Genomic DNA, 22,661 nt, shown 5'->3' on the forward strand with positions numbered 1-22,661 from the left:
GTTTCCCGAGCGACGCAGAGCCTGTCATCCCCTTTTTCTCTGTACCCGTTATAGCCACAATCAATAGCAGAACTGCCCACCCTGGATCTGCGTCGCCAATGGGTGGTCGACGCGCACATAGGTCCCGATGCCGGGAAGCCAGGCGTAGATCGGCTCATCGCCCATGACGCAGGGGTCGAAGGCTTCGCGCCTGAGCCGGGCCTTGTGGTATTTGAAGGTGCCGGTGATGTCCATCTTTACCTTGATGCGCAGGAACAGCGGCACCGCACTGGCCGGCAGCCTGGCTTGCAGGAACTGCAACAGCTCGCTGAAATCCAGGATTGCCAGCGATTCGGCCGGGATGATGGCCGCCATGCCGGCGCGCCCGTCGATGCCATTGACCTCCACCCCATAGACCACCGCCTCGGCCACTTGCGGGTGCTGCAGCAAGACATTCTCAACCTGCATGGCGGATACGCTTTCGCCTTTCCAGTGGAAGGTGTCGCCGAGACGATCGACGAACTGCCCATGGCCAAAACCAAGGTCACGTAGCAGATCGCCGGTGTTGAAGTAACGGTCGCCCGGGGTGAAGGCGTCCCGGTAGAGGGTTGCTTCGGTCTGGGCCGGGTCGGTGCAGCCATCCAGGGGCGCCTTGTCATCGATCCGCGCCAACAACAGGCCAGGCTGGCCCTTCGGCACCTTCTGCAGCCGCCCTTGCAGATTGCGCAACGGCATCCCGCTGCTCTGGTCGTACCGCACCAGCGCCCAGCCCGTCAGGGAAAACCCGACGGTATGATCGAAATTCAATGCGTTGGTGAAGCCGATATTGCCGTCGCTGGCCGCGTACAGCTCACAGATGTGCTCGACGCCGAAGCGGGCCTTGAACGCAGCCCAGGCGCCCGGTCGCAGGCCATTGCCGATCATCTTCTTTACTTCATGGCGCCGGTCTTCGCCGCTGGCCGGCTGATCGATCAGGTAGCGGCACAATTCCCCTGCGTAACCCAGCGTGGTCGCCCGATAACGGCGTACATCGCTCCAGAACCGGCCGGCGCTGAAGGTGCGCCGGATCGCAAAAGCCGACGCACCACAGATCGCCGCTCCCCAACACACGCACAATCCCGTGGCGTGATACAGGGGCAAGGGGCAATAGAGAACATCGTCGGACTGCATGTCCAATGCAATCAGGCCAGAATGAGCGGCCGTGCGCATCCAGCGCCCATGGCGGAACACCACGGCCTTGGGCAGGCCGGTGGTGCCCGAGGTGTAGAGATAAAAACACGGGTCGTCGAAAAATACCTGGCGGCTGCTGGCCGGGTTGCCACTGGGGTAGTTGTCGCTGTTGCCCAGCAGGTCGACAAAGCCGCAAGGAACAGCGGCGCTGTGCTCGTCCGCCAGCCACCAGATGCGTGCGCTCGACAAAGCGGTCCGACCGCGCACCTCCTCGAAAGCCGGCACCCGCTCATCCCCTACCACCACGGCGACCGGCGCAACCAGCGCCAGGCTATGGACCAGCGCATCGCCCGTTTGCGAGGTGTTGATCATGGCGCTGACCGCCCCAACCTTCGCCGCCGCCAGCAGTGTTATCAACAGGTGTGGACGGTTTTCGATAAAAATCGCGATGCAATCGCCCTTGCCGATGCCCTGCGCCAACCAGTAGTGGGCGATGCGATTGGCCTGCTCGTTGACCTGTGCATAACTCAATGAAATGTCGCCACACAGCAACGCCGGGCCCTGGGGATTGCGTTGCGTGGCCTGCTCGAAACTCCAGCCCAGGCCGCAGGGTTGGGCCGGGTCCCGGACATTGGCGAGCTTGCGGCCCTTGATGATCCGGGGAACGACTCTGAGGAGGGAAGGCAGCTTGCGCAGCATCATGCCCCAGGTAATGGCGTCGTTGGGTGTACGACTCATGAAACTCCCTGTTCGACCTGCGGGTCTCGGTTCCTGCTTTCGGGCTGGCAGTGATGGTCGGTCGAAAGTACCCAGCGGTTGCCACGCTGTACACGCTGTTTTTGCAATGTTTTGTATCCACTGCGGGGACAGGCGAAGCGTGAGCGCCAGGAATCGATTTGGTTCCAAAAATCATTGCCCGACCACGCAAAATGCAGGATGCACGATGGCCATTCATGCAAGATGCACGAAATCAAAAAAACGGCAAAAAACCAACCCATTGTTTTTAAAGGGATTTATAGAGGATCCAATGCTGGCATGGTCAGTGCAACTTCTCCTCCACGGTTTGCCACCACCAAGGAGCAGTCATATGAATATGATTCAAGAGAAGTTCGCGTCCCTGTTTTCCAACTACGAAGTGACTACACAAGCTCGCCCGGACGGCGGCATCCTGCTGACATTGCGCAACAGCGAAGGCAAACAGTTCAAACGTTCGATTTCCTACGCCCAGTTGCACGCAGGGGACCAGTTGTCCTGGGTGATCAGTGCTATCCGTCGTGACTTGGCCGAACAGGCCAGCGAGCTGCCGCAGATCACCATGCTGCAGAGCCAGCATCGCTTCGCGCTGCCGACTTACCACAGCGCTTGATCTTTGAAGTTCGCCCAGTTGGGCTCCCTCAACTGGGCTTTTGTGGCGAGGGGATCTATCCCCGTTGGGTTGCAAAGCAGCCCTAAAACCAGACAACTCGGTGTATCAGACAGATTGAGTTGACCGCATAGGGCTGCTTTGCAGCCCAACGGGGATAAATCCCCTCGCCACAGGGCTTGCGGTGGTCCTCAGAAACCCTCGGGATTTATGTCGGCGAAACTCTTCACCGTGACGTGCCCTTCCAGCGTCCCCCCCTCCCGAGCCAATCCACACGTCGCCATGCCAGCCCCCCGGGCCGCATCCAGTTCCTGGACGATGTCCGACAGGAACAGGATCTCATCCGGCGCAATGCCTATGGCCTGGCTGATCCGCTGATAGGACTGCACCTCGCGCTTGGGCCCTGAGGTGGTGTCGAAGTAACCGCTGAACAACGATGACAGGTCGCCGGCCTCTGAGCAGCCGAAGATCAGCTTCTGTGCCTGGATCGATCCCGATGAATACACATGGAGCCCGTAGCCGGCCTGATGCCAACGCTTGAGGGCCTCGACCGCATCCGGGTACACGTGCCCTTTCAATTGCCCGGCCTGATACCCCTGCTCCCAGACCATGCCCTGCAACGCCTTGAGTGGCGTGGCCTTGCGGTCCTCGGCAATCCAGCCCAGCAGAATCGCGACGACCCGCTCGACGTCAGCGTCCGGCTCGCCACTGTCCTGGCGCACCGCCGCCAGTTGCTCGGCCACGTCGTCGCGGTCGGCGTGCTGACGGACAAACGCCGGTAAATGCTTCGCCGCGTAGGGAAAGAGCACGTCGAAGACGAAACTCACCGCGCTGGTGGTGCCTTCGATGTCGGTGAGGATGGCTTTGATCGACACGGGCTCAGTCCTCCAGGCGTGGGAAACGGCTGGCGATGTCGTCGCCGGTGAACTTGGCGACCCAGCCTTCCGGATTGTTGAACAGGCGAATGGCAACGAAGTGCGGGTGCTCGCCCATGTCGAACCAGTGCGGTGTGCCGGCCGGTACGGAGATCAGGTCGTTCTTTTCGCACAACACGGCGTAGACGTAGTCATCGATGTGCAGGGTAAACAGGCCACGTCCGGCGACGAAAAAGCGCACTTCGTCCTCGCCGTGGCGATGCTCATCGAGGAACTTGGCGCGCAGTTCGGCTTTTTGCGGATGATCGCTGTTGAGGCTGATGACATCGACCGTGATGTAGCCGCGCTCAGTCATCAATTGATCGATCTGGCTGCGGTAGGCGGTAATGACTTCGTCCTGGGTCGCGCCAGGCTGGATTTTCGTCGCGGCCTCCCAACGGTCGAAGCGAACCCCTTGCTCGGCCAGGGTCGCGGCGATGTCTTCGAAGTGGGTCAGCACCTTGTTCGGGATGTCGGGACTCGAGACGTGGTAAACGGACAGGCTGCTCATGGCAATGACTCCAGCAAATTAACGGTTCAGGAGTGCGCGGGTCTTCAGCTCGCACTCGAACAGGAACTCGAACGCCTCGATCTGGCGCAACGCATCATTCATGCACGGGCCCCAGGTGTACAGGCCGTGACCACGGATCAGGTAGCCCACGCACTCGGGATGTTCATCGAGCCACGGCTGTACCTTGGCTGCCAGGCGGGCGATGTCCTGGTCGTTGTCGAAAATCGGCACGCGCACCCGGGACTCGTGGGTCGACACACCGCTGAAGGCTTTTTGCAGTTCATAGTCTTCGAAATCGATGAACGCTTCAGCCGTCAGGCGCGACAGCACCGTGGCATTCACCGAATGGGTATGCAGCACCGCGCCGATCTCCGGGTGCCAGCGGTAAAGCTGGGTGTGCAACAGGGTTTCGGCGGAGGGTTTCTTGCCCGGCTCCAGGCTGTTGCCATCCAGGTCAGTGGCCAGCACATCGTCAACGCCCAGTTGTCCCTTGTGCTTGCCGGACACGGTGAGCAAGGCCTGGTCAGGCGCAAGACGGGTGGAATAATTGCTGCTGGTGGCCGGGGACCAACCGCGGCCATACAGGAAACGCCCGGCATCGATGATGTCCCGGGCAAGCTGTTCACGGGTAAGGCTCATGGCCTGTCCTCTTGCATACGTGTGGCAATGATAACGGCTGCAGCGAAGGCTGCGACGCTGGCGATGCTGAAAGTCCAGGTGGCGCCCAAGGCGTTCCAGCTGTAGCCGGAGTACAACGCGCCCAATGCCCCGCCCGTGCCGGCCAGCGCGGCATACAGCGCCTGGCCCTGGCCTTGCTGGCGGGAGCCGAAGCTACGTTGCACGAAATGGATGGCAGCGGCGTGAAAGCTGCCGAAGGTCGCCGCATGCAGCACCTGGGCAAACAACAGCACCCAGAGAAATTCGGCCAATGAGCCCAGCAGCAGCCAGCGCAATGCGGCCAGCAGGAAACTCGCCAGCAGCACCCGCCGCACGGAAAACCGCGCCAGGATCCGGCTCATCACCAGGAACACCAGCACCTCAGCCACCACGCCCACGGCCCAGAGCACGCCGATCACCCCACGGCTGTAACCCAGCCGCTCAAGGTGCAGCGTCAGAAAGGTGTAATACGGCCCATGGCTCATCTGCATCAGGCCGACGCACGCGTAGAAGGCCAGCACACCGGGGTTGCGCAACTGGCGCAGGAAGCCGTCGCCCGCCACCCGTGGCCCCTGCACCGGCTGGGCATTGGGCACCCAGAAGCTGGCGAGCACGATGCCGCCCATGATCAGCACCAGCGCCAGCGGGTAGATGTCCAGGCTCAGCCATTCGAACAACCGGCCCAGCACGATCACGGCGATGATGAAACCGATGGAGCCCCACAGGCGGATCTGGCTGTAGCGCGAGGCCTGCCCGCTCAGGTGAGCCAGGGTGATGACTTCGAACTGCGGCAGCACCGCGTGCCAGAAGAACGCGTGCAAGGCCATGACCATCGCCAGCCAGGCGTAGCTCTTGTCGATGAAGATCAGGGAAAAGGTCAGTAACGTACAGACCGCGCCGAACCGCACGATTGCCAGGCGCTGGCCGGTGTAGTCCCCCAGCCAGCCCCAGATGTTCGGCGCCACGCAACGCATCAGCATGGGAATCGCCACCAGCTCGCCGATGCGTGCGGCGTTGAATCCCAGGTGATCGAAATACAGCGCCAGGAACGGCGCCGTCGAACCGAGCAGGGCGAAATAGAACAGATAGAAGCTGGAAAGCCGCCAGTACGGCAGTGCCGCCATGGTCGTCAGGCCACGGCGGTCGGCAGATCAGCCATCAAAGCTGACCCAGCACCGGGGTGCCGACCCGGACATCGGCGTTTTGGCCGCGATGACGCAACAGGTGATCCATCAACACGATCGCCATCATCGCCTCGGCGATCGGCGTGGCACGGATGCCGACGCACGGATCGTGACGGCCCTTGGTGATCACTTCCACCGGATTGCCGTGGATGTCGATGGAGCGGCCTGGCGTGGTGATGCTGGACGTCGGCTTCAATGCCAGATGCGCCACGATCGGCTGGCCCGAGGAAATGCCGCCGAGAATGCCGCCGGCGTTGTTGCTGAGGAAGCCCTGCGGAGTCAGTTCGTCGCGGTGCTCGGTGCCCCGCTGGGCGATGCAGGCGAAACCGGCACCGATCTCCACGCCTTTCACCGCGTTGATGCTCATCAGCGCATGGGCCAGTTCGGCGTCGAGGCGGTCGAAGATCGGCTCGCCAAGGCCGGGCATCACCCCTTCGGCCACCACGGTGATCTTCGCGCCGACCGAATCCTGGTCCCGGCGTAACTGGTCCATGTAGGCCTCAAGCTCTGGCACTTTGTCCGGGTCAGGGCAGAAAAAGGCGTTCTGCTCCACCGAATCCCAGGTCTTGAATGGGATTTCGATAGGGCCCAACTGGCTCATGTAGCCACGAATCACGATGCCCTGGCTGGCCAGGTATTTCTTCGCGATCGCCCCGGCCGCCACGCGCATCGCGGTTTCCCGGGCCGAACTGCGACCGCCGCCACGGTAGTCGCGCTCACCGTATTTGTGGTGGTAGGTGTAGTCGGCGTGGGCCGGACGGAACAGATCCTTGATGGCCGAGTAGTCCTTGGACTTCTGGTCGGTGTTGCGGATCAGCAGGCCGATGGCGCAACCGGTGGTGCGTCCTTCGAACACGCCGGAAAGGATCTCGACTTCATCGGCTTCCTGGCGCTGGGTGGTGTGGCGGCTGGTACCGGGCTTGCGGCGATCCAGGTCACGCTGCAGGTCCTCCAGGGCAATCTCCAGGCCCGGCGGGCAGCCGTCGACAATGGCGACCAACGCCGGACCATGGCTTTCGCCCGCGGTGGTGACAGTGAACAGCTTGCCGTAGGTATTGCCGGACATGCAGGGTGCTCCGTGAAATCGCTGAGAAACTCAATCTGGGATTCTTGATGGGCGCCAGTATACGCAGGCTAACTGCGTAGTTCATCCTCGAACCTTATCGGTGGCCGCCAGTCCAACCGGCACCTTCGCAACCAGTGGCGTGATGATGCTAAACCTGCGTGTCCTGAGCCTTACCCTGTTCATCGGTCTGTTTTCCAGCCTGGCCCAGGCGACGGTCCTGTTAAGACCGATCAGCCTCGACACCGGCCACGGGGAGCTCTTCGGTTCATTGTTGCTGCCCAAATCCGACACGCCAGTGCCGGTTGTCCTGATCATTTCCGGGTCCGGTCCCACGGATCGCGACGGCAACAACCCCGAGGGCGGGCGCAACGACAGTCTCAAGCGCCTGGCCTGGGTCCTGGCCAAACACAACATTGCCAGCGTGCGCTATGACAAGCGCGGCGTGGCCGCCAGCCTGGCCGCGACACCGGACGAGCGCGACTTGAGCGTCGAAGCCTATGTGGCCGACGCCGTGGCCTGGAGCCACAAACTGGCCGCGGACCCACGGCTGGGCCCATTGATCCTGCTGGGCCACAGCGAAGGCGCATTGATCGCCAGCCTCGCCGCCCCCCAGGCCAATGCGGCAGCGGTCATCTCGGTGGCCGGCAGCGCCCGCCCGATCGACCAGGTGCTGCGCCAGCAACTGGGCAGCCGCCTGCCACCGCCACTGATGTTGCGTAGCAATGAACTGCTGGACAGCCTCAAGGCCGGTCGCGTCGACGCGAACGTACCGGCGCAACTGCAGTTCATTTTCCGCCCCAGCGTGCAGCCGTACCTGATCTCACTGTTCCGCCAGGATCCGGCCCGGGCGTTCGCGGCGCTGAAGGTGCCGGCCTTGATCATCCAGGGCAGCCATGACATCCAGGTCAGCGTCGATGATGCCCGGCAATTGAAGGCGGCCAAACCCGACGCCGAGCTGGCGCTGATCGAGGGCATGAACCACGTGATGCGTATCGTGCCCAACGACGAGAAACAGCAACTGGCGTCTTACAAGAACCCCGACCTGCCCCTGGCGGCGGCGCTCGGCACGCATATCCTGGCCTTTATTGACTCGATAGCCGCCCGTTAAACGCTTTTAACCCTCCAGTCCTGGAAAAAACGGCCGATAGACCGGTGTCGGACAGCGCATTGGCTGCCGACGAGCCGGCCAGGACAGGATTTCGCCGTTATGACTGAGACTGAAACTTCACCCGACACCACCGCCGAAACGCCCGCCACACCGGCGGCGGATCTGCCATGGGCGGACGTGCAAGCCGAGCACCACAAGATGCTCCGGCTGGCCCCGCTCAAGACGGACCGTGCCACGGGCGCGCGGCCGCTGCGGTTTGTCGAATTCAGCTACGCCGAGCGCCACAGCAAGGAACGCAGCTTGTTGCGCATGAGCATCCAGTTGCCGGGCCAGCGCGTGCGCAAGGAACAGAACCATCTGGATGTCTGGGCCGATCACGTCGAAAAGCGCCTGCATTTTTCCCCCGACAGCCTGCAGATGGAGCCGATGAACCGTGGCATCGGCCGCTTCCTCGCGGCCCAGGCCATTACGTGGGCCAAGAAGCGCTGGTCAAGCTACCGGGTCGACGGCACTGACCTGAACAACAAGGACGCGCTGAACGAAGACACCCGACTGCGCCGCGACCGCTTCCTGCAAGCCCATGGCTTCGAAGTGGTCTATGCCGACGCCCAGCACCTCAAGGGCAGCGTCAAGGATGCCCAGGTCGGTGACCTGAAAGGTGACTGGAATACCGAAAAGCTGCAGTTCGTGGAAATCCTCGAAGCCGCGCAGATGCTGCAACAAGCCGAGCAGAACCTCGCGGAACAGGAGGTCAAGCTTAAGCAGCAGGAGGAGAAGGTCAACAAATTCAAGCGCGAAGACACCGGCCTGCGCTTCACCATCACCTGCCTGGTGGCGTTCGCCATGTTCCAGGCGGGCTTGCTGATCTGGATTGCGACGCGGCACTGATTACCGGCTCTTTTCGGGGCAATGACTTGGAATACACCTGTGGCGAGGGGATTTATCCCCGCTGGGCTGCGAAGCAGCCCTAAAGTCAGCCACTCGGTGTATCAGATCCAATTGAGTCGCTGTTATTGGGGCTGCTTCGCAACCCTGCGGGGATAAATCCCCTCGCCACAAAAGCCTGTCTAAACCGCATTAAACCCGCGAAGCGAACAGCCCCTGATGCTGGCGGCACTGCTCGGCGCTGAGCATGAACACGCCATGCCCGCCGCGTTCGAAATCCAGCCAGGTGAAATCGACTTCGGGGTACAACGCCTCGACATGCACCTGGCTGTTGCCCACCTCGACAATCAGCAGGCCCTTCTCGGTCAGATGATCGGCCGCCTCGGCCAGCATCCGGCGAACCAGGTTCAAGCCGTCATCGCCACAGGCCAGGCCCAACTCCGGTTCATGCTGGTATTCCTGGGGCATGTCGGCGAAATCTTCCGCATCGACGTAGGGCGGGTTCGACACGATCAGGTCGAAACGCTGCCCCGGCAGACCGTCGAAGCCATCGCCCTGGACAGTGAATACCCGCTCATCAACGCCATGGCGCTCGATGTTCTGGTTGGCCACTTCCAGCGCGTCGAACGACAGGTCGGCCAGCACCACTTCGGCCTCCGGAAACTCATAGGCACAAGCGATGCCGATGCAGCCGGAACCGGTGCACAGGTCGAGGATCCGCGCAGGTGCCTGGGCCAACCAGGGTTCGAAACGTTTTTCGATCAGCTCACCGATGGGCGAGCGCGGAATGAGCACGCGCTCATCAACAATGAATGACATCCCGCAGAACCAGGCCTCGCCCAACAGATACGCCGCCGGGATCCGCTCCGCGATACGTCGCTGCAGCAGGCGCTGCACATGGACCAACTCGTCGTCTTCCAGGCTGCAATCCAGGTAGCTGTCGGCAATTTCCCACGGCAGGTGCAGCGCGCCCAACACCAGTTGGCGGGCTTCATCCCACGCATTGTCGGTGCCATGGCCGAAAAACAGATCCTCCCCATGGAAACGGCTGACGGCCCAACGGATATGGTCGCGCAGGGTACGAAGACGGGAAGTGATCACGGCGGCAAACTCCAGAAAAAACGACTGGCGAGTCTAACAGCCAAACGCGCCGCCACCCAAACGTGCCTCAAGGACGACTGAAAACGCCAGAGCACTCGTAGGAACCTTCCGTTTTTTACACTCCCCATTGAACAAGACGGGCAACTTGACAAGGCTGTAGGCCAGCAACGACGGCGCTTGCGATGGAAGCGATTCACAGAACCGCTCAGCCAGAGGACAATGTCGCAAAAGCCCCACCCGAAGGAGCCCCAGAATGTCCGTTCCAAAAACGATGTTTCAACTCAGCGGCCGTGGTTATGCGGCGGCCAACCTGAGTCAAGCGACCCTGATCATCATCGATGCCCAGAAAGAATACCTCGCCGGCCCTCTGGCCCTGAGCGGCATGGATGCAGCGGTTGCGAACATCAGGCAATTGCTCGGCGCGGCCCGTGCCGCCGGCCGACCAATCGTCCACGTGCGTCACCTGGGCACCCATGGCGGGCTGTTCGACCCACAGGGCGAACGCGGGGAATTCATTCCAGGCCTCGAACCCCAGGGTGACGAAACCATCATCGGCAAGCTGCTGCCCAGCGCCTTCCATGGCACCGAACTGAAAAAGCGCCTGGAAGAATTTGGCCCCCTGGACCTGATTGTCTGCGGTTTCATGAGCCATTCCAGTGTCAGCACCACCGTGCGCGCCGCCAAGAACCTGGGTTTTCGCTGCACCCTGGTGGAAGACGCCTGCACCACCCGCGACCTGCCGCACAAGGGCGGCGTCCTGAGCGCCGAACACGTGCACCAGACCGAAATGGCGATCATGGCGGACAACTTCGCCACCTTGGCCCTGACCCACGACTTGATCTGATTGCCCTCGATGAGCGGCCGCCTCCGCCGCTCATCCGCAAAAGACTCTCATTAGCCCCAGCCTCAGGAACAACCCGAACATCTTCCGGTCGAAGGGCCGATACCCACTGAGGAAGATCGGAATGAAGTTATCCGATGGTTTTGACGCACGTCGCTTGCGGCCCAAAGGCCCGAGCAACTGGCGGTTTCGTTTTGGCGCAGCCATCGCGGCGCTCCTGGCAACACTCGGCGTCCTGCTGGCCATGGCCGGAGCCGCCAGCCTGTTGGGCCGCCCGCCCGCATTGGGCGACTTGAATGCCACCCCGCTCGGTTCAGCGATCATCCTGGCCGTGGGCCTGCTCGTCCTGTTGCTGGGTGTCTGGCTCTGGCGCCGCTGCCGCCGTCGCGCCCGCCAATCCCTGGAGCTGGCCATGGCTCCGCACCTGATGAAAAAGCACGACTGACCCGCCATCCGACGTTTTGTCGCGCCCGATCCAGCCGGACTTGGGTAAACTGGCCGGCCTTCGCGGAGGCTGACATGCAAGACGACGATTTTTCCCTGTTCAAAAGTGCGATCCAGGGCGTTAAACCGATCAAACACGATCGCGCCGACACCGGTAAACCCAAAGCCGACCGCGCACAGATCGCCAAGCTGCGCCAAGCCGCTACCGTGCGCACCGATGCCACGACCGTGGACGGATTGTCCGATCAGTTCGTGATCGACGTAGGTCCCGAAGACGAGTTGATGTGGGCCCGCGACGGCGTCCAGGAAAGCCAGATGCGCAAGCTGAAGGTCGGCCAGATCCCCTTCGAAGGCAGCCTCGACCTGCACGGCATGAGCGTCGAAAAAGCCAGGGAGACCCTCTGGGCCTTTCTCGCCGAAGCCACGAAGTTCGAAATCCGCTGCGTGCGCGTCACCCACGGCAAAGCCGTGCGGCTGGACGGCAAGCGGCCGATGATCAAAAGCCACGTCAACACCTGGCTGCGCCAGCACCCACAAGTGCTGGGCTTCACCTCCTGCCAGGCGAAACACGGTGGTGCCGGAGCGGTGTACGTGATGCTCAAGCGCACCATGATGGAAGGCCGCGACGAATAGCCCTCGATTGCCGAGCTTGCAGCGCCGTGTCCGCCACCGTACCCTTGCCCTTTGCGTAAAATCCCACAGGTAGTTTCATGTCTCTGGAACAGAATTACACCGCTATGTGGGGTGGGTTCTGCTTGGTGTTTAGAGGTAACAAAGTCAGGGGGTTTGTGCTTAGCGCTACCTGATTTCTCTCGCCACAATGCAACCATTGGTACGGGAATTGGTACGAGAACGCATGCGCCTAGAGCCCCATGTCGGCTGCAACGACGCGGGGCTTTTTCGTAGCTGGAGCCCCATTCTCGCTCGCTCGGTACCTTTCGGTCGATGCTGTCGAAAACATTCGGCCACGGTATCCATGGCAGTGGCGATCAAAAATGGGAGCAGTACGCAGGGTAATGTCCGAACAAAATACGGAGAACCATGTCATGGCAATGCGCACCTACGACTATTTTGCTTGCCCAAACGGCCACCAGGGCGAAGAGAAAACAATCGAGAACGACCAGCCGTATTCCAAATCCTGGGAACGCGTATCGACCAAGGGCCTCAAAAGCGGTCCAAATGGCACCTATTTGTGTGAAGTTTGTGGCTTACCAATGTCCCGAGTGCCAAAAATAGCTTTAACGCTCAGCAATAGAATTAGCTAATTCAACCCTTAAACGCCTCAACCGCTTCACACCAAGGTCCGCTTGAAACCGCTGGGACAGCAGCCGCTGGTTGCCTTGAATTTAGTTTGACTTTCTGGATCAAGAAGGCCGAGGCGGTTAAAACATCCCTTCGCACCTCAACATCACAATTATTATAAACATTTTCTAATATAACAGTGTAGGCATCCGATTCATCTGCTCTGAACGTATACGACGTGCTACAGCTACGGGGATGAAAATTCGCTCCATCAAAGGTGCTACCGACGTATTTTATATAAATAGTCTGATACGGTTTTTTTTCCAATGACACCGTGATATTTCTTTGGGAAGAATTTACCACAATAGATTTAATACCAAAGCAATCATAACTATCTTCAAAATAGACAGCTGTAAGTTTATCCTGAGAGGAGCGATTTATTATGTCTAAGGTAATACTAGCTTGAGGTTTTTTTTCTGTTTTAACATTAACAGCACAACCACCCAAGCAAACAACAGTGCACAACGTAAGCGCAGCAATTTTTTTCAACATGGATTCCGTTCCTAAAGGGACTGGCATGGATGGCTATAGGCTATCAGCCTCCCCCCTCTCTGTCTCTATCGATACGAACAGACCGGATGATCGCGCAGACAGAGAAGCTTCATCACCCGATGAGATTGGATGAATAGCTCCGTTCGGCAATACAACTGCAGGCACACATACGCTACCATGTGACTCATGGCGGGTATGAACCCTGCGTTTATTGCCACTCAGCTGGGTCTCAGCGTTCAGATGTTGCTCTCGACCTATGCCCGATGGATCAACTCCAGCACCGTCTGGGGCGAACTCGGGAAGCTCGAAAACAGCTTGATTGGTACAAAATTGGTACAGACAGAACAAGTACCCTCCTGAAACCCTTATGGAATCAGCCTCTGTGACACTGGAACAGAATTACACCGCGATTCTCGGCCAACTGGGCGAGGACGTTTCCCGCGAGGGCCTGCTCGACACGCCCAAGCGCGCTGCCAAGGCCATGCAGTACCTCTGCCGTGGTTATGAACAGACCCTCGAAGAAGTCACCAACGGTGCCTTGTTCAGCTCCGACAACAGCGAAATGGTGCTGGTCAAGGACATCGAGTTGTACTCGTTGTGCGAGCATCACCTGCTGCCGTTCATCGGCAAGGCCCATGTCGCCTACATCCCGAGCGGCAAGGTGCTGGGGCTGTCGAAAGTGGCGCGGATCGTCGACATGTATGCGCGTCGCCTGCAGATCCAGGAAAACCTCAGCCGCCAGATCGCCGACGCGGTCCAGCAAGTCACCGGCGCCCTGGGCGTGGCGGTGGTGATCGAGGCCAAGCACATGTGCATGATGATGCGTGGCGTGGAAAAGCAGAACTCTTCGATGATCACCTCGGTGATGCTCGGTGAGTTCCGTGAAAACGCCGCGACCCGCAGCGAGTTCCTCAGCCTCATCAAGTAACCTGTCGTTCGAGAAAAACCGGCATTGATCGCCGGTTTTTTTTGCCTGTGAAAAATCAGGTAAGCTGCGCGCCCTCTTCTTCCCTGCCGCGAGGCTTATACCGTGATCGTCAAAGCGCTTCGAGTTGGTCTGGGCCAACTGATCATCTTCATCGACTTCATCACCCGTCCTGGCAAGAAAAAACGCCCGGCCGATGCCCAGGCGCAGGTCGACCAAGCCGCCCGCAGCCTGACGCTGTATCAATTCCACGCGTGCCCGTTCTGCGTGAAAACCCGCCGCACCCTGCGCCGCCTCAACGTACCGGTGGCCCTGCGCGATGCGAAGAACAACGAACAGGATCGCCAGACACTGCTGGAGCAAGGCGGCCGGATCAAGGTGCCGTGCCTGCGCATCGAAGAGAATGGCCAGACCACCTGGATGTATGAGTCCAAGGTGATCATTGATTACTTGGACAAGCGATTTTCGGCGGTCTGATGGTTTTGGGGTGGATGTAAGGGCCTCATCGCGAGCAGGCTCGCTCCCACAGGGGTTTTGTGAACACTGAAGATCCATTGTGGGAGCGAGCCTGCTCGCGATAGCGCCGGCCCGCTCACCACAAAACCCACTGCCTCACGCCGCTTCGACAGCCAACGCCGCCCGCACCACCCCCGCCAGCCGCCTCAGCCCTTCATCCAGCCGCGCCGGATCGATGTGGCTGAAGTTCAAGCGCAAATGCCCCGGATGCCGGTCCGGCTCGGGAAAGAACGGCTCTCCCGGCATGAACGCCACATCTGCCTCCAGCGCGGCAGCGAGTAGTGTGCGGGTGTCCAGCGGCTGCTTGAGGGTCAACCAGAAAAACAGCCCACCCTGGGGCATGTTCCAGTCCGCGATGTCGGAAAAATGCGTGTGCAACGCAGCCTGGAACCGGTCGCGACGCTCCCGGTAGAAATCCCTCAACTCGCCGAGGTGGCTGCGGTACTTCTCGCTACCGATCCATTGCAACGCCTGCCATTGGCCGATGCGATTGGTGTGCAGGTCCGCCGATTGCTTGAGCCGCAACAGGTGCGGAAACAGGTCTGGACTGGCAATCAGGTAACCCACCCGTAGCCCCGGCAACAGGGTCTTCGACACGGTGCCGGTGTAGATCCAACTGGCTTTCTTCAAGCGACTGACAATCGGTGTGGCGCTGCCGCCGTCGAAGGTCAGTTCGCGGTAGGGTTCGTCTTCGATCAGGGTCACACCGAACTCATCCAGCAGTGCCGCCACCGCGTCGCGCTTGGCCTCGCTGTAGCGCACCGCCGAGGGGTTCTGGAACGTGGGGATCAGGTAGATGAACGCCGGTCGATGCTGTTCCAGGCGCGCCCGCAATTGCTTCAGGTCCGGGCCATCGGCCTGCAGGGGGACGGTGATGCAATCGGCGCCGAACAGCTGGAAAATCTGCAGCGCCGCCAGGTAAGTGGGCGCTTCCAGCATGATCTCGGTACCGACGTCGATGTGCAGCTTCGCCGCCAGGTCGAGGGTCTGCTGCGAGCCGCTGACCACCAGCACCTGACTCGCCTCACAAGCCAGGCCCAGCGCCCGTGCCTGCGCCGCCAAGGCTTCGCGCAGGGCCGGTTCCCCTTCGCTCATGCCGTATTGGCCCATGGCCAAGGGCATGGCGTCCCACTCCACTTTCGGCAGCATGGCTTCGGCGGGCAGACCGCCGGCGAACGACATCACCTCAGGGCGTTGGGCCGCGGCGAGGATTTCTCGAATCAAAGAACTTTTGAGGCGCGAGACACGTTCGGAAAAAGCCATGGGACCACCTGTAGCGAGGCATTGGAGAAATGAGTCAAACTGCTTGACCGAAATTACTCCGACCTTTCTGGATACGTCAATATGCTTGACCTTAAAAACCCGACTTCCCAGCAAATGGCCATGGAAGCGTTTTTCTTCGGCTACCAGGCGTTCACCGCCAAGGCCGATGAAATGCTCGAACGTCGTGGGTTGAGCCGGGTGCATCAGCGCATCGTTTTCTTCGTTGCCCGCTATCCGTCCCTCAACGTGAAGGAACTGTTGGCCCTGCTGGGCGTTACCAAGCAGGCCCTGAACATGCCGCTGCGGCAACTGATGGAAATGCACCTGATCAACAGCGTCGCCTCCGAGACCGACAAACGTAAGCGGCTGCTGGAGTTGACCGAGGAAGGCGCGCGGTTCGAACAGGCGTTGCGGCGCGAGCAGGTGAAGTTGCTGGAACGGGTGTTTGCCGAGGCCGGAGAGGCGGCGGTGAATGGGTGGTTGGCGGTGAATATGGCGCTGGGTAAGGGTCAGGTATCCGCCGACTGAGATCCAATTCAAGTCATGCATGGCCTGAGCTATGCAATCGCGAGCAAGCTTTGCTCCCACAAGATGATCCGTATCTGTGGGAGCAAGGCTTGCCCGCGATAGCGTCCTCCCTGGCGATATATCCCTATCGCCGGACATTTCGTCTACAAACCAGAAAACATTATTTGCTTTATTTGTATACAAAAGCATAATTCGCTTCGTGCGAGTTCCTGACCATCAGGTCAACTACTTCGCCAGCCTTACCTGCCTCAAGGCGCGCAAGCCTCCCCCGCAAGGCCTGCGACGCTGGAAATAACAATAAAACTGTTGAGGAGTACTCGCTGTGGAAAGCCGCAAACCCGAAGCCCGGACGCTGGACCTCTCGCCGCCATCAAGCAATGGCTGGCTGGAGCGCATCTTCAAACTCAGCTTGCATGGCACCACGGTGAAGACCGAGCTGATCGCCGGTCTGACGACCTTCATCACCATGGCCTATATCATTTTCGTCAACCCCAACATCATGGCCGACGCCGGCATCGACCACGGCGCGGCGTTCGTCGCCACCTGCATCGCCGCCGCTCTCGGTTGCCTGTTGATGGGTCTGTATGCCAACTGGCCGGTGGGCCTGGCGCCGGGCATGGGCCTGAACGCCTTCTTCACCTACACCGTGGTGGGCACCATGGGCTACAACTGGGAAACCGCGTTGGGCGCGGTGTTCATTTCCGGCGTGCTGTTCATGATCCTGACCCTGTCACGGGTTCGTGAATGGCTGCTCAATAGCATTCCGGTGAGCTTGCGGTTCGCCATGGGCGCGGGGGTCGGGTTGTTCCTTGGACTGATCGGCCTGAAGACCGCCGGGATCATCGTTGACAGCCCTGCCACCCTGATCAAGCTCGGCTCGTTGCGTGAACCCGGCCCGCTGCTCGCCGCCGTATGCTTCCTGATGATTGCCGTGCTCAGTTATCACCGAGTGTTCGGCGCGATCCTGATCAGCATCATCGCTGTGACCCTGGCCGGCTGGGGCCTGGGTCTGGTGCAGTACAACGGTGTGATGTCGACGCCACCGAGCCTGGCGCCGACCTGGATGGCAATGGATGTGGCTGGCGTGTTCAACGTCAGCATGATCAGCGTGGTGCTGGCCTTCCTGTTCGTGCACATGTTCGACACCGCCGGCACCTTGATGGGCGTGGCCCAGCGTGCCGGGCTGGTGAAGGCCGATGGCCGGATCGAGAACCTCTCCCGCGCCCTGAAGGCCGACAGCGCTTCCAGCGTATTCGGCGCCATGGTCGGCGTGCCCCCGGTGACCAGCTACGTGGAAAGCGCTGCCGGTGTCGCGGCGGGAGGCCGCACGGGGCTTACCGCGGTGACCGTTGGCGTGCTATTTATTGCCGCCATGTTCTTCGCACCGCTGGCCGGGATGATCCCCGCCTACGCCACCGCCGGTGCCTTGATCTACGTCGCTATGCTGATGATGGGCGGCATGGCCCATATCGAATGGGACGAGCCGACCGACAGCATTCCGGCCATCGTCACGGCCATCATGATGCCCCTGACCTTTTCGGTCGCCGACGGTATCGCACTGGGCTTCATCACCTACGTGGTGCTCAAGGCCGGCACCGGTAAACGCAAGGAAATTTCTGTCAGCCTGTGGGTGCTCTGCGCGATCTTCATCGCCAAGTTCATCTTCTTGTAAGCGGCACCGTATCCACCCGCCTCACCCATTGGGTGAGGCTTTTGTACATCAGGAGCAAAGCAATGAATCTGGAAACCTGGCTGTTGTTCAGTGGCGCCGCGCTGGTGGTGATTCTCATCCCCGGCCCCCTGTCGTTGTTGATGATCGGCAACAGCCTGAACTACGGCCTGCGTCGTTCGTATCCGGCGTTCCTGGGTGGGGTGATCGCCTCGATCTGCTTGTTGAGCGCCTCGGCGCTGGGGCTCGGGGCGTTGCTGCTGGCCTCGGAAAAACTGTTCAGTGCCCTGAAAATCGTCGGTGCGCTGTACCTGTTCTACCTGGCCTGGCAAAGCTGGCAGCAATCGCGCCAGCCCTCCCAAGGCGCCGAAGTGCCCCAGGCCGCCGCCGTCCCGCGCTTTCGTGCGCTGTTTGGCCGGGCATTCGTGCTGGGCGCCAGCAACCCGAAAGACATCCTGTTCTTCGCCGCTTTCCTGCCGCAGTTCCTGAGCGCCGGACAACCGTTTCTGCCCCAGTTGCTGATCATGATCGCCACCTGGACCGTCCTCGACCTGCTCTGCAAGCTGGCCTACGGCCTCGGCGCCCACGGCGCGGCGCGGTACCTGCGTACGGGTAAAGGCCAGAGCTGGTTCAATCGCCTCAGTGCGGGCTTGTTTGGAGGCGCGGGCGCAGCGTCTCTATTGTCCACCCACTGAGTGGCAAAACGAGGCAACAACCCATCGATATACACCGCTCAGGAAAACATCTTACATAGAGGGCCATTCAATCATCGTTGAACAAGGACGTTCACAATGGCCAAGGTTATTCAACCGCCCTCCGTTTTTGCCGAGCGTGGCATCGTCATTACAGACATCGGTTTGCACGCCAATGCGCGCACAACCGAAACGCTCGATTTCAAAGCTGCCGATCGATCGCAGCTCAGTTCAGAACTCAAGCAGCGACAGGCGCAACTTGAAGTTGTGGATAAACTGCACGGCCCGTTCCACATCGGTTCCGTGGCCGTCACTCGTTCTGCCCTGAATGCACTCGGTGCAACAACCGATGGACAGCCCCTGAACGGTGACAATACTTTCTTCCGCATCCCCAATCGCTTTTTCCTGAACTCACTGCAATTCAACGCCAGTGATATTGAAACCCGTCTAGAACTCACCGGCGATGCAAACGACTATCGGCTGCCAACGTTGCTGTTCGAACTGGCAAGCCAGCGGTCACGCTCCGCGCAATCATTGTTGCGGGAAAATCCCGGCACCCAGGCTGAACCGAGCCGTTATCGGAACACGCTTGAACGACTGTTGAACGTGGCCCGGAACCTCGACGCCCAAGTGCTGGTGCAACGGTCATCCAGCTGGATCAACCAGGCCAAGAGCCAGGCCCTCATTCCCACGGGCCTGGGGCTTCAGGCCTTCGGCATCTACAGCGGCCTGCGGGGCCTGCAAGACGCCATCAGGGACAAGGACGCGTACCAGACCCTGTTCAACGGGGCCAGCGTGGCCGCCGAGGTGACCTCCATCGGTGTCGAAGCGCTTGTGACCCGCCAAGCCACCCACATGATCAAGGCCGGCCAACGCTCCCTGGGGGATTTCGCCAAAACGACCTTCGCCATCAGGCTGGCCCGGGGAAGCGGCCTGATTGCCAGCGTGCTCACACTGCCTTTCGACATCATCGCCGCGGTGGACTCGTTCAAGGCCGCGGCCGGCTCCACCGGCCGCGAGGCTACCGACCACTACGTCAACGCGGCCTTGAACGTGACCAGTGCCGCCATGGCCGTGACCCTCGGCGTCGCGGCGCTGGCAGGGTTTACATCGGCGGGTCCCGCGGGCCTGGCCGCCGGGCTTATCCTAGTGGTCGGCTCACAGATCTGGGGCGCGATCCGTCAAGTCGATGAAATCGACGACTACATACAACTCACCGTCCACGAGCGCCTCCGTACGGGCTGGTTCGCCTTCTGGACGATCAGTCCCGATGACGGTATCCAAGACCGCTACACCCTCGCCAAGGCGACCACTGAACACACAAAGCGGCTCCAGGCCAACGCCTTGAACCTGCTCAGGGGACCGTTGAAAGACAGCACTGAAGCAATCGTAAACGGCACGTTCACCGTGGAGCTCGAACGGGTGACCTACAACACCCGGAGTTGGTGGACCGGGGAAAGGTATCAGGCAACCGCCGTGCGCCCCCGGATCAAGGACAGCGATGACTGGATCGATGCACGCAGCGGCGTAACGCCTGAGACACCCGGTGCAGTCATTGGAACGGCGGCTGACCACAAAGACATCCATTGGGCTATCGGCGGCGGCAACGACACCGTCCTGGGTGTTGAAAACAAGCCGAACGTCTTCCATTACGGGGCAGGCGTCAAGGCATTGACCGGCGGCGTGAAGGATGATGTGTTCATTTTCGAGGGAGCGCCCGAGATCGTCGCCGGGACCCCGGCGCCCAGACCTAACCGCCTGATGGGGGGCGCAGGCAATGACACGCTGGTCCTGGCGGGCGGTGCCAGCGACAGTCAGGAGCCGCGCCTGGGTTACCGGGTCGATCTGGCCGCCGGGCGGGTCAGCGTGATCACTCAAGCCCCACATGGCGCAGCAAACGGCACCTATCGCCCTACCGTCCTTGAAAGCATTGAACATGTCGAACTGCGTGAGGGTGGCACCAGCGTCATCAAGGGGACGGCCGGCCCGAACATCATCAAATCCCGAGGTAACGACTCCATCGAGGCCGGCGCGGGAGATGACCGGATTTTTATCCTCAGTGGCAATAACCGCAACGCAGACGGCGGCCCAGGCGACGATGTCTACGCCGTCGCCCATAAACCGGGTCATGTATCGATCAGCGAAGACGGCGTAGGTAACAGCGTTATCGCACTGGACTGGCGAGCGGACCTGATCGAAAGCTGGGCAATTGAAGCCGGCAACCTGGTGCTGGTTTCGTGCTTCGACTCGAACGATTGGGACGTGCGCAAGGTCACCGTCAACAATGTCTACCGCGACACTGCGTATCCGCGATCCTTACAAAACAACAAACTGACGTTCATTACGAAAGATGGTTTCCATTGGGTACCCGACCTGCCCGACAGCATCGAACATGGCAACTGGCTAGCCATCGAAGCCGTCATGGTGCAACAAGGGACGCCGCGAAACCCGGCCATCCTGAATGATCGAAGCGAGCAATCGATCGCCCACGACAAAGATACGAGCTATTACGTTTCCCGCCTTATCGAACTCACTACACTCAACATCAAACAGAAAAGTGACTACACCACCACACTTCACCTGGACTACGTCCACTCCGAATTGACACGAATCGAAGCCCACTACAATGCCCATGTCATTCGGGAAGACGAATCGGATACGGTGAAGTATGGAGAGTGTGGCCTGACGCTGTACTTTGGCAATCGCCGGGTCATCGTGAATAACCTCGTCAGTTCCGACGAGCGTTATACCGCGCGAAAAAACGCCACGGGACGACGTGTATTCTCCGTCCTCGGCTCGAATCATACGGTGATCCTGATCATGAATGACGGCACATCCTGCCGTTTGGCCGTGCCCACCCCCGACTACGGCCTGTTGTTGGACAAGAAGTTCATAGACAAGGACCCGGTGCAATGGAAAACGCAACTATTACTGCCACTCACGCCGACGAAAAAGAAGTACGCCTATCTTCAGCCCTTGGATAACAAGCCCCATGACATGGGCAACCGGGCGACCTGCGCCCTGCTTACTTCATCCGCTGTACAAACGGGTGTCGAGGTCCTGATTGGCCAAGGCTCCACCTACCTTGTCCACCTGGGCCCGGACATGACGCTGCGCCTCTCCACGCCAGGCGCACTGGCCAGCGCCAAACCCAGAATACCTCAGGCCTCGCGGTGGGAATTCGACGCCACCCTGCTCGGCCAGGTCGAGATAAAGCTGGCTTCCAACCTGCTGCGAATCGGTAGAACAGTCATTCATCTTCCCGCTTATGAAGTTGACGACCTGGTGGACCAGATACGCGTGATCACCGCACAGGGTGTGGTGCATGCGGTCGACAGCCTGTTCGAGAGGGTTTATGTGGAAGGGCTGGATGCCCGGTATTTCGCGCCCGTGCTCGACCCTGACGTCGCGTTGCCCCTGGAACTTGCCAAGTTGTCGTCCGAACAATTAAAAGTCTTCAACATTGCCGTCAGGGATGGTTCCCCCGGCACACTGAGCTATCACCTCAAGACACGCAAGTGGACCCTGGATACCGATAAGTCTCGTGTCATTACAACGCGGGATCTAAAAAAAACGAACTTGTGCGACCACCATCTCAGGATCTATCAGGATATGGCCCGAGAAGGCCTCAGCCAACATCCCCCGCTGGACGATGAGACACTGCGTTTATTGTGGGAACAGTGCGCAAAACTGATAGAGAGCTTAACGTTGAGCAAGTCATTGATGTTGGCGCAGGCAATCATCTTGAGCCCGACGTTTGCCGGAGAACTGCCTTATATGAATTGGATGCTTTCGCCGGGTGAAGTCCTTACCGACCCTACATAGTCTCTGGCAGGCTTTTCCAGATATTTAGTTCAAACGCAATACATATGTAGTGCACCTGCGCGCGCATTTTCCATGAGTATCTTCAAGGCGACGATCAGTCATCAGTTCCAAAGTCATGTTCATTATTTATATTCAAGAGCCGAACATTCCATGAGTCCAAGAAAAAACACTCGCCCCACTGTTCCAACGTCTTCCTCCGATACGTCCCGCACCAGTCACGATACAA

The 22,661-nt window shown here is 60.0% G+C and carries 22 protein-coding genes and 1 pseudogene; 14 read left to right on the plus strand and 9 right to left on the minus strand.

The window, feature by feature from the left end; translation table 11 throughout:
- Positions 1-60 precede the first annotated feature (60 nt).
- Complete coding sequence (locus tag LOY35_RS20475) at positions 61-1,887, minus strand: long-chain-acyl-CoA synthetase (protein ID WP_258626335.1); 1,827 nt, start codon at positions 1,885-1,887, stop codon at positions 61-63.
- 349 nt (positions 1,888-2,236) lie between these two features.
- On the opposite strand from LOY35_RS20475, the gene LOY35_RS20480 reads away from it, so the two are divergent.
- Positions 2,237-2,515 (plus strand): DUF3509 domain-containing protein, encoded by a 279-nt coding sequence (locus LOY35_RS20480; protein WP_041021541.1) that lies wholly within the window; start codon positions 2,237-2,239, stop codon positions 2,513-2,515.
- A gap of 188 nt (positions 2,516-2,703) precedes the next feature.
- Here LOY35_RS20480 and mtnC read toward each other — a convergent pair whose 3' ends face one another.
- From mtnC to aroC, 5 genes are read right to left on the minus strand one after another with little or no spacing between them, the layout of a single operon-like run.
- On the minus strand, positions 2,704-3,387 hold the full coding sequence (mtnC, locus tag LOY35_RS20485) for an acireductone synthase (RefSeq protein WP_258626349.1): 684 nt from the start codon (positions 3,385-3,387) through the stop codon (positions 2,704-2,706).
- Between the two features lie 4 nt (positions 3,388-3,391).
- Positions 3,392-3,937 (minus strand): acireductone dioxygenase, encoded by a 546-nt coding sequence (locus LOY35_RS20490; RefSeq protein ID WP_258626354.1) that lies wholly within the window; start codon positions 3,935-3,937, stop codon positions 3,392-3,394.
- An 18-nt stretch (positions 3,938-3,955) separates the two neighbouring features.
- A complete protein-coding gene (locus LOY35_RS20495; RefSeq protein ID WP_258626366.1) occupies positions 3,956-4,576 on the minus strand; it encodes a methylthioribulose 1-phosphate dehydratase in 621 nt (206 codons plus the stop codon).
- On the minus strand, positions 4,573-5,718 hold the full coding sequence (locus tag LOY35_RS20500; RefSeq protein ID WP_258626374.1) for an MFS transporter: 1,146 nt from the start codon (positions 5,716-5,718) through the stop codon (positions 4,573-4,575). Before LOY35_RS20500 ends, LOY35_RS20495 begins: the two co-directional genes overlap by 4 nt.
- Positions 5,719-5,752: 34 nt before the next feature.
- Entirely contained in the window at positions 5,753-6,844 is a 1,092-nt protein-coding gene (gene aroC, locus LOY35_RS20505; protein WP_258626378.1) for a chorismate synthase, read from the minus strand.
- A gap of 142 nt (positions 6,845-6,986) precedes the next feature.
- Between aroC and LOY35_RS20510 the strand changes: the two genes are divergently transcribed.
- Both LOY35_RS20510 and LOY35_RS20515 read left to right on the plus strand, forming a co-directional pair.
- Positions 6,987-7,952: an alpha/beta hydrolase gene (locus tag LOY35_RS20510; RefSeq protein ID WP_258633692.1), complete on the plus strand. Its 966-nt coding sequence runs from the start codon at positions 6,987-6,989 to the stop codon at positions 7,950-7,952.
- Positions 7,953-8,051: 99 nt separating this feature from the next.
- Positions 8,052-8,840, plus strand: a complete 789-nt coding sequence (locus tag LOY35_RS20515; RefSeq protein ID WP_258626384.1) for a hypothetical protein — start codon at positions 8,052-8,054, stop codon at positions 8,838-8,840.
- A 189-nt stretch (positions 8,841-9,029) separates the two neighbouring features.
- Here the strand turns inward: LOY35_RS20515 and prmB are convergent, their stop codons facing one another.
- Positions 9,030-9,938 carry a 50S ribosomal protein L3 N(5)-glutamine methyltransferase gene (gene prmB / locus LOY35_RS20520; RefSeq protein ID WP_258626394.1) on the minus strand — a complete coding sequence of 303 codons (909 nt, stop codon included), beginning with the start codon at positions 9,936-9,938 and terminating at the stop codon, positions 9,030-9,032.
- 253 nt (positions 9,939-10,191) lie between these two features.
- Between prmB and LOY35_RS20525 the strand changes: the two genes are divergently transcribed.
- The 4 genes from LOY35_RS20525 (at position 10,192) to LOY35_RS20540 (ending at position 12,488) form a co-directional block, all read left to right on the plus strand.
- Positions 10,192-10,782, plus strand: a complete 591-nt coding sequence (locus tag LOY35_RS20525; RefSeq protein WP_258626396.1) for a cysteine hydrolase family protein — start codon at positions 10,192-10,194, stop codon at positions 10,780-10,782.
- 121 nt (positions 10,783-10,903) lie between these two features.
- Positions 10,904-11,224 (plus strand): hypothetical protein, encoded by a 321-nt coding sequence (locus LOY35_RS20530; RefSeq protein ID WP_258626398.1) that lies wholly within the window; start codon positions 10,904-10,906, stop codon positions 11,222-11,224.
- Between the two features lie 74 nt (positions 11,225-11,298).
- Entirely contained in the window at positions 11,299-11,856 is a 558-nt protein-coding gene (locus tag LOY35_RS20535) for a Smr/MutS family protein (protein ID WP_258626402.1), read from the plus strand.
- Positions 11,857-12,269: 413 nt separating this feature from the next.
- Positions 12,270-12,488, plus strand: coding sequence for a hypothetical protein (locus LOY35_RS20540; RefSeq protein WP_258626405.1), 219 nt, complete (start codon positions 12,270-12,272; stop codon positions 12,486-12,488).
- A gap of 1 nt (position 12,489) precedes the next feature.
- On the opposite strand, the gene LOY35_RS20545 is transcribed toward LOY35_RS20540, so the two are convergent.
- Positions 12,490-13,017 (minus strand): hypothetical protein, encoded by a 528-nt coding sequence (locus tag LOY35_RS20545; protein ID WP_258626406.1) that lies wholly within the window; start codon positions 13,015-13,017, stop codon positions 12,490-12,492.
- A 144-nt stretch (positions 13,018-13,161) separates the two neighbouring features.
- On the opposite strand from LOY35_RS20545, the pseudogene LOY35_RS28430 reads away from it, so the two are divergent.
- The 3 genes and pseudogenes from LOY35_RS28430 to LOY35_RS20555 all read left to right on the plus strand — a co-directional run.
- A pseudogene (locus LOY35_RS28430) lies at positions 13,162-13,377 on the plus strand (site-specific integrase); the annotation flags it as partial.
- A 22-nt stretch (positions 13,378-13,399) separates the two neighbouring features.
- Entirely contained in the window at positions 13,400-13,945 is a 546-nt protein-coding gene (gene folE, locus LOY35_RS20550; protein WP_010456659.1) for a GTP cyclohydrolase I FolE, read from the plus strand.
- A 102-nt stretch (positions 13,946-14,047) separates the two neighbouring features.
- Positions 14,048-14,419, plus strand: a complete 372-nt coding sequence (locus LOY35_RS20555; protein ID WP_258626414.1) for a glutathione S-transferase N-terminal domain-containing protein — start codon at positions 14,048-14,050, stop codon at positions 14,417-14,419.
- A gap of 135 nt (positions 14,420-14,554) precedes the next feature.
- Here the strand turns inward: LOY35_RS20555 and LOY35_RS20560 are convergent, their stop codons facing one another.
- Positions 14,555-15,721 (minus strand): PLP-dependent aminotransferase family protein, encoded by a 1,167-nt coding sequence (locus LOY35_RS20560; protein ID WP_258626417.1) that lies wholly within the window; start codon positions 15,719-15,721, stop codon positions 14,555-14,557.
- Between the two features lie 81 nt (positions 15,722-15,802).
- Between LOY35_RS20560 and LOY35_RS20565 the strand changes: the two genes are divergently transcribed.
- From LOY35_RS20565 to LOY35_RS20580, 4 genes are all read left to right on the plus strand, one after another.
- Positions 15,803-16,249 (plus strand): MarR family winged helix-turn-helix transcriptional regulator, encoded by a 447-nt coding sequence (locus LOY35_RS20565; RefSeq protein WP_258626420.1) that lies wholly within the window; start codon positions 15,803-15,805, stop codon positions 16,247-16,249.
- Between the two features lie 322 nt (positions 16,250-16,571).
- Positions 16,572-17,921: an NCS2 family permease gene (locus tag LOY35_RS20570; protein WP_258626421.1), complete on the plus strand. Its 1,350-nt coding sequence runs from the start codon at positions 16,572-16,574 to the stop codon at positions 17,919-17,921.
- A gap of 62 nt (positions 17,922-17,983) precedes the next feature.
- The gene (locus LOY35_RS20575; RefSeq protein ID WP_258626422.1) at positions 17,984-18,613 is read left to right on the plus strand and encodes a LysE family translocator; all 630 of its coding nucleotides are present in this window, start codon (positions 17,984-17,986) and stop codon (positions 18,611-18,613) included.
- Between the two features lie 96 nt (positions 18,614-18,709).
- On the plus strand, positions 18,710-22,435 hold the full coding sequence (locus LOY35_RS20580; RefSeq protein ID WP_258626423.1) for a calcium-binding protein: 3,726 nt from the start codon (positions 18,710-18,712) through the stop codon (positions 22,433-22,435).
- Positions 22,436-22,661 lie beyond the last annotated feature (226 nt).

This window comes from Pseudomonas sp. B21-028, assembly GCF_024749045.1.
In the GTDB taxonomy this organism is placed as follows: domain Bacteria; phylum Pseudomonadota; class Gammaproteobacteria; order Pseudomonadales; family Pseudomonadaceae; genus Aquipseudomonas.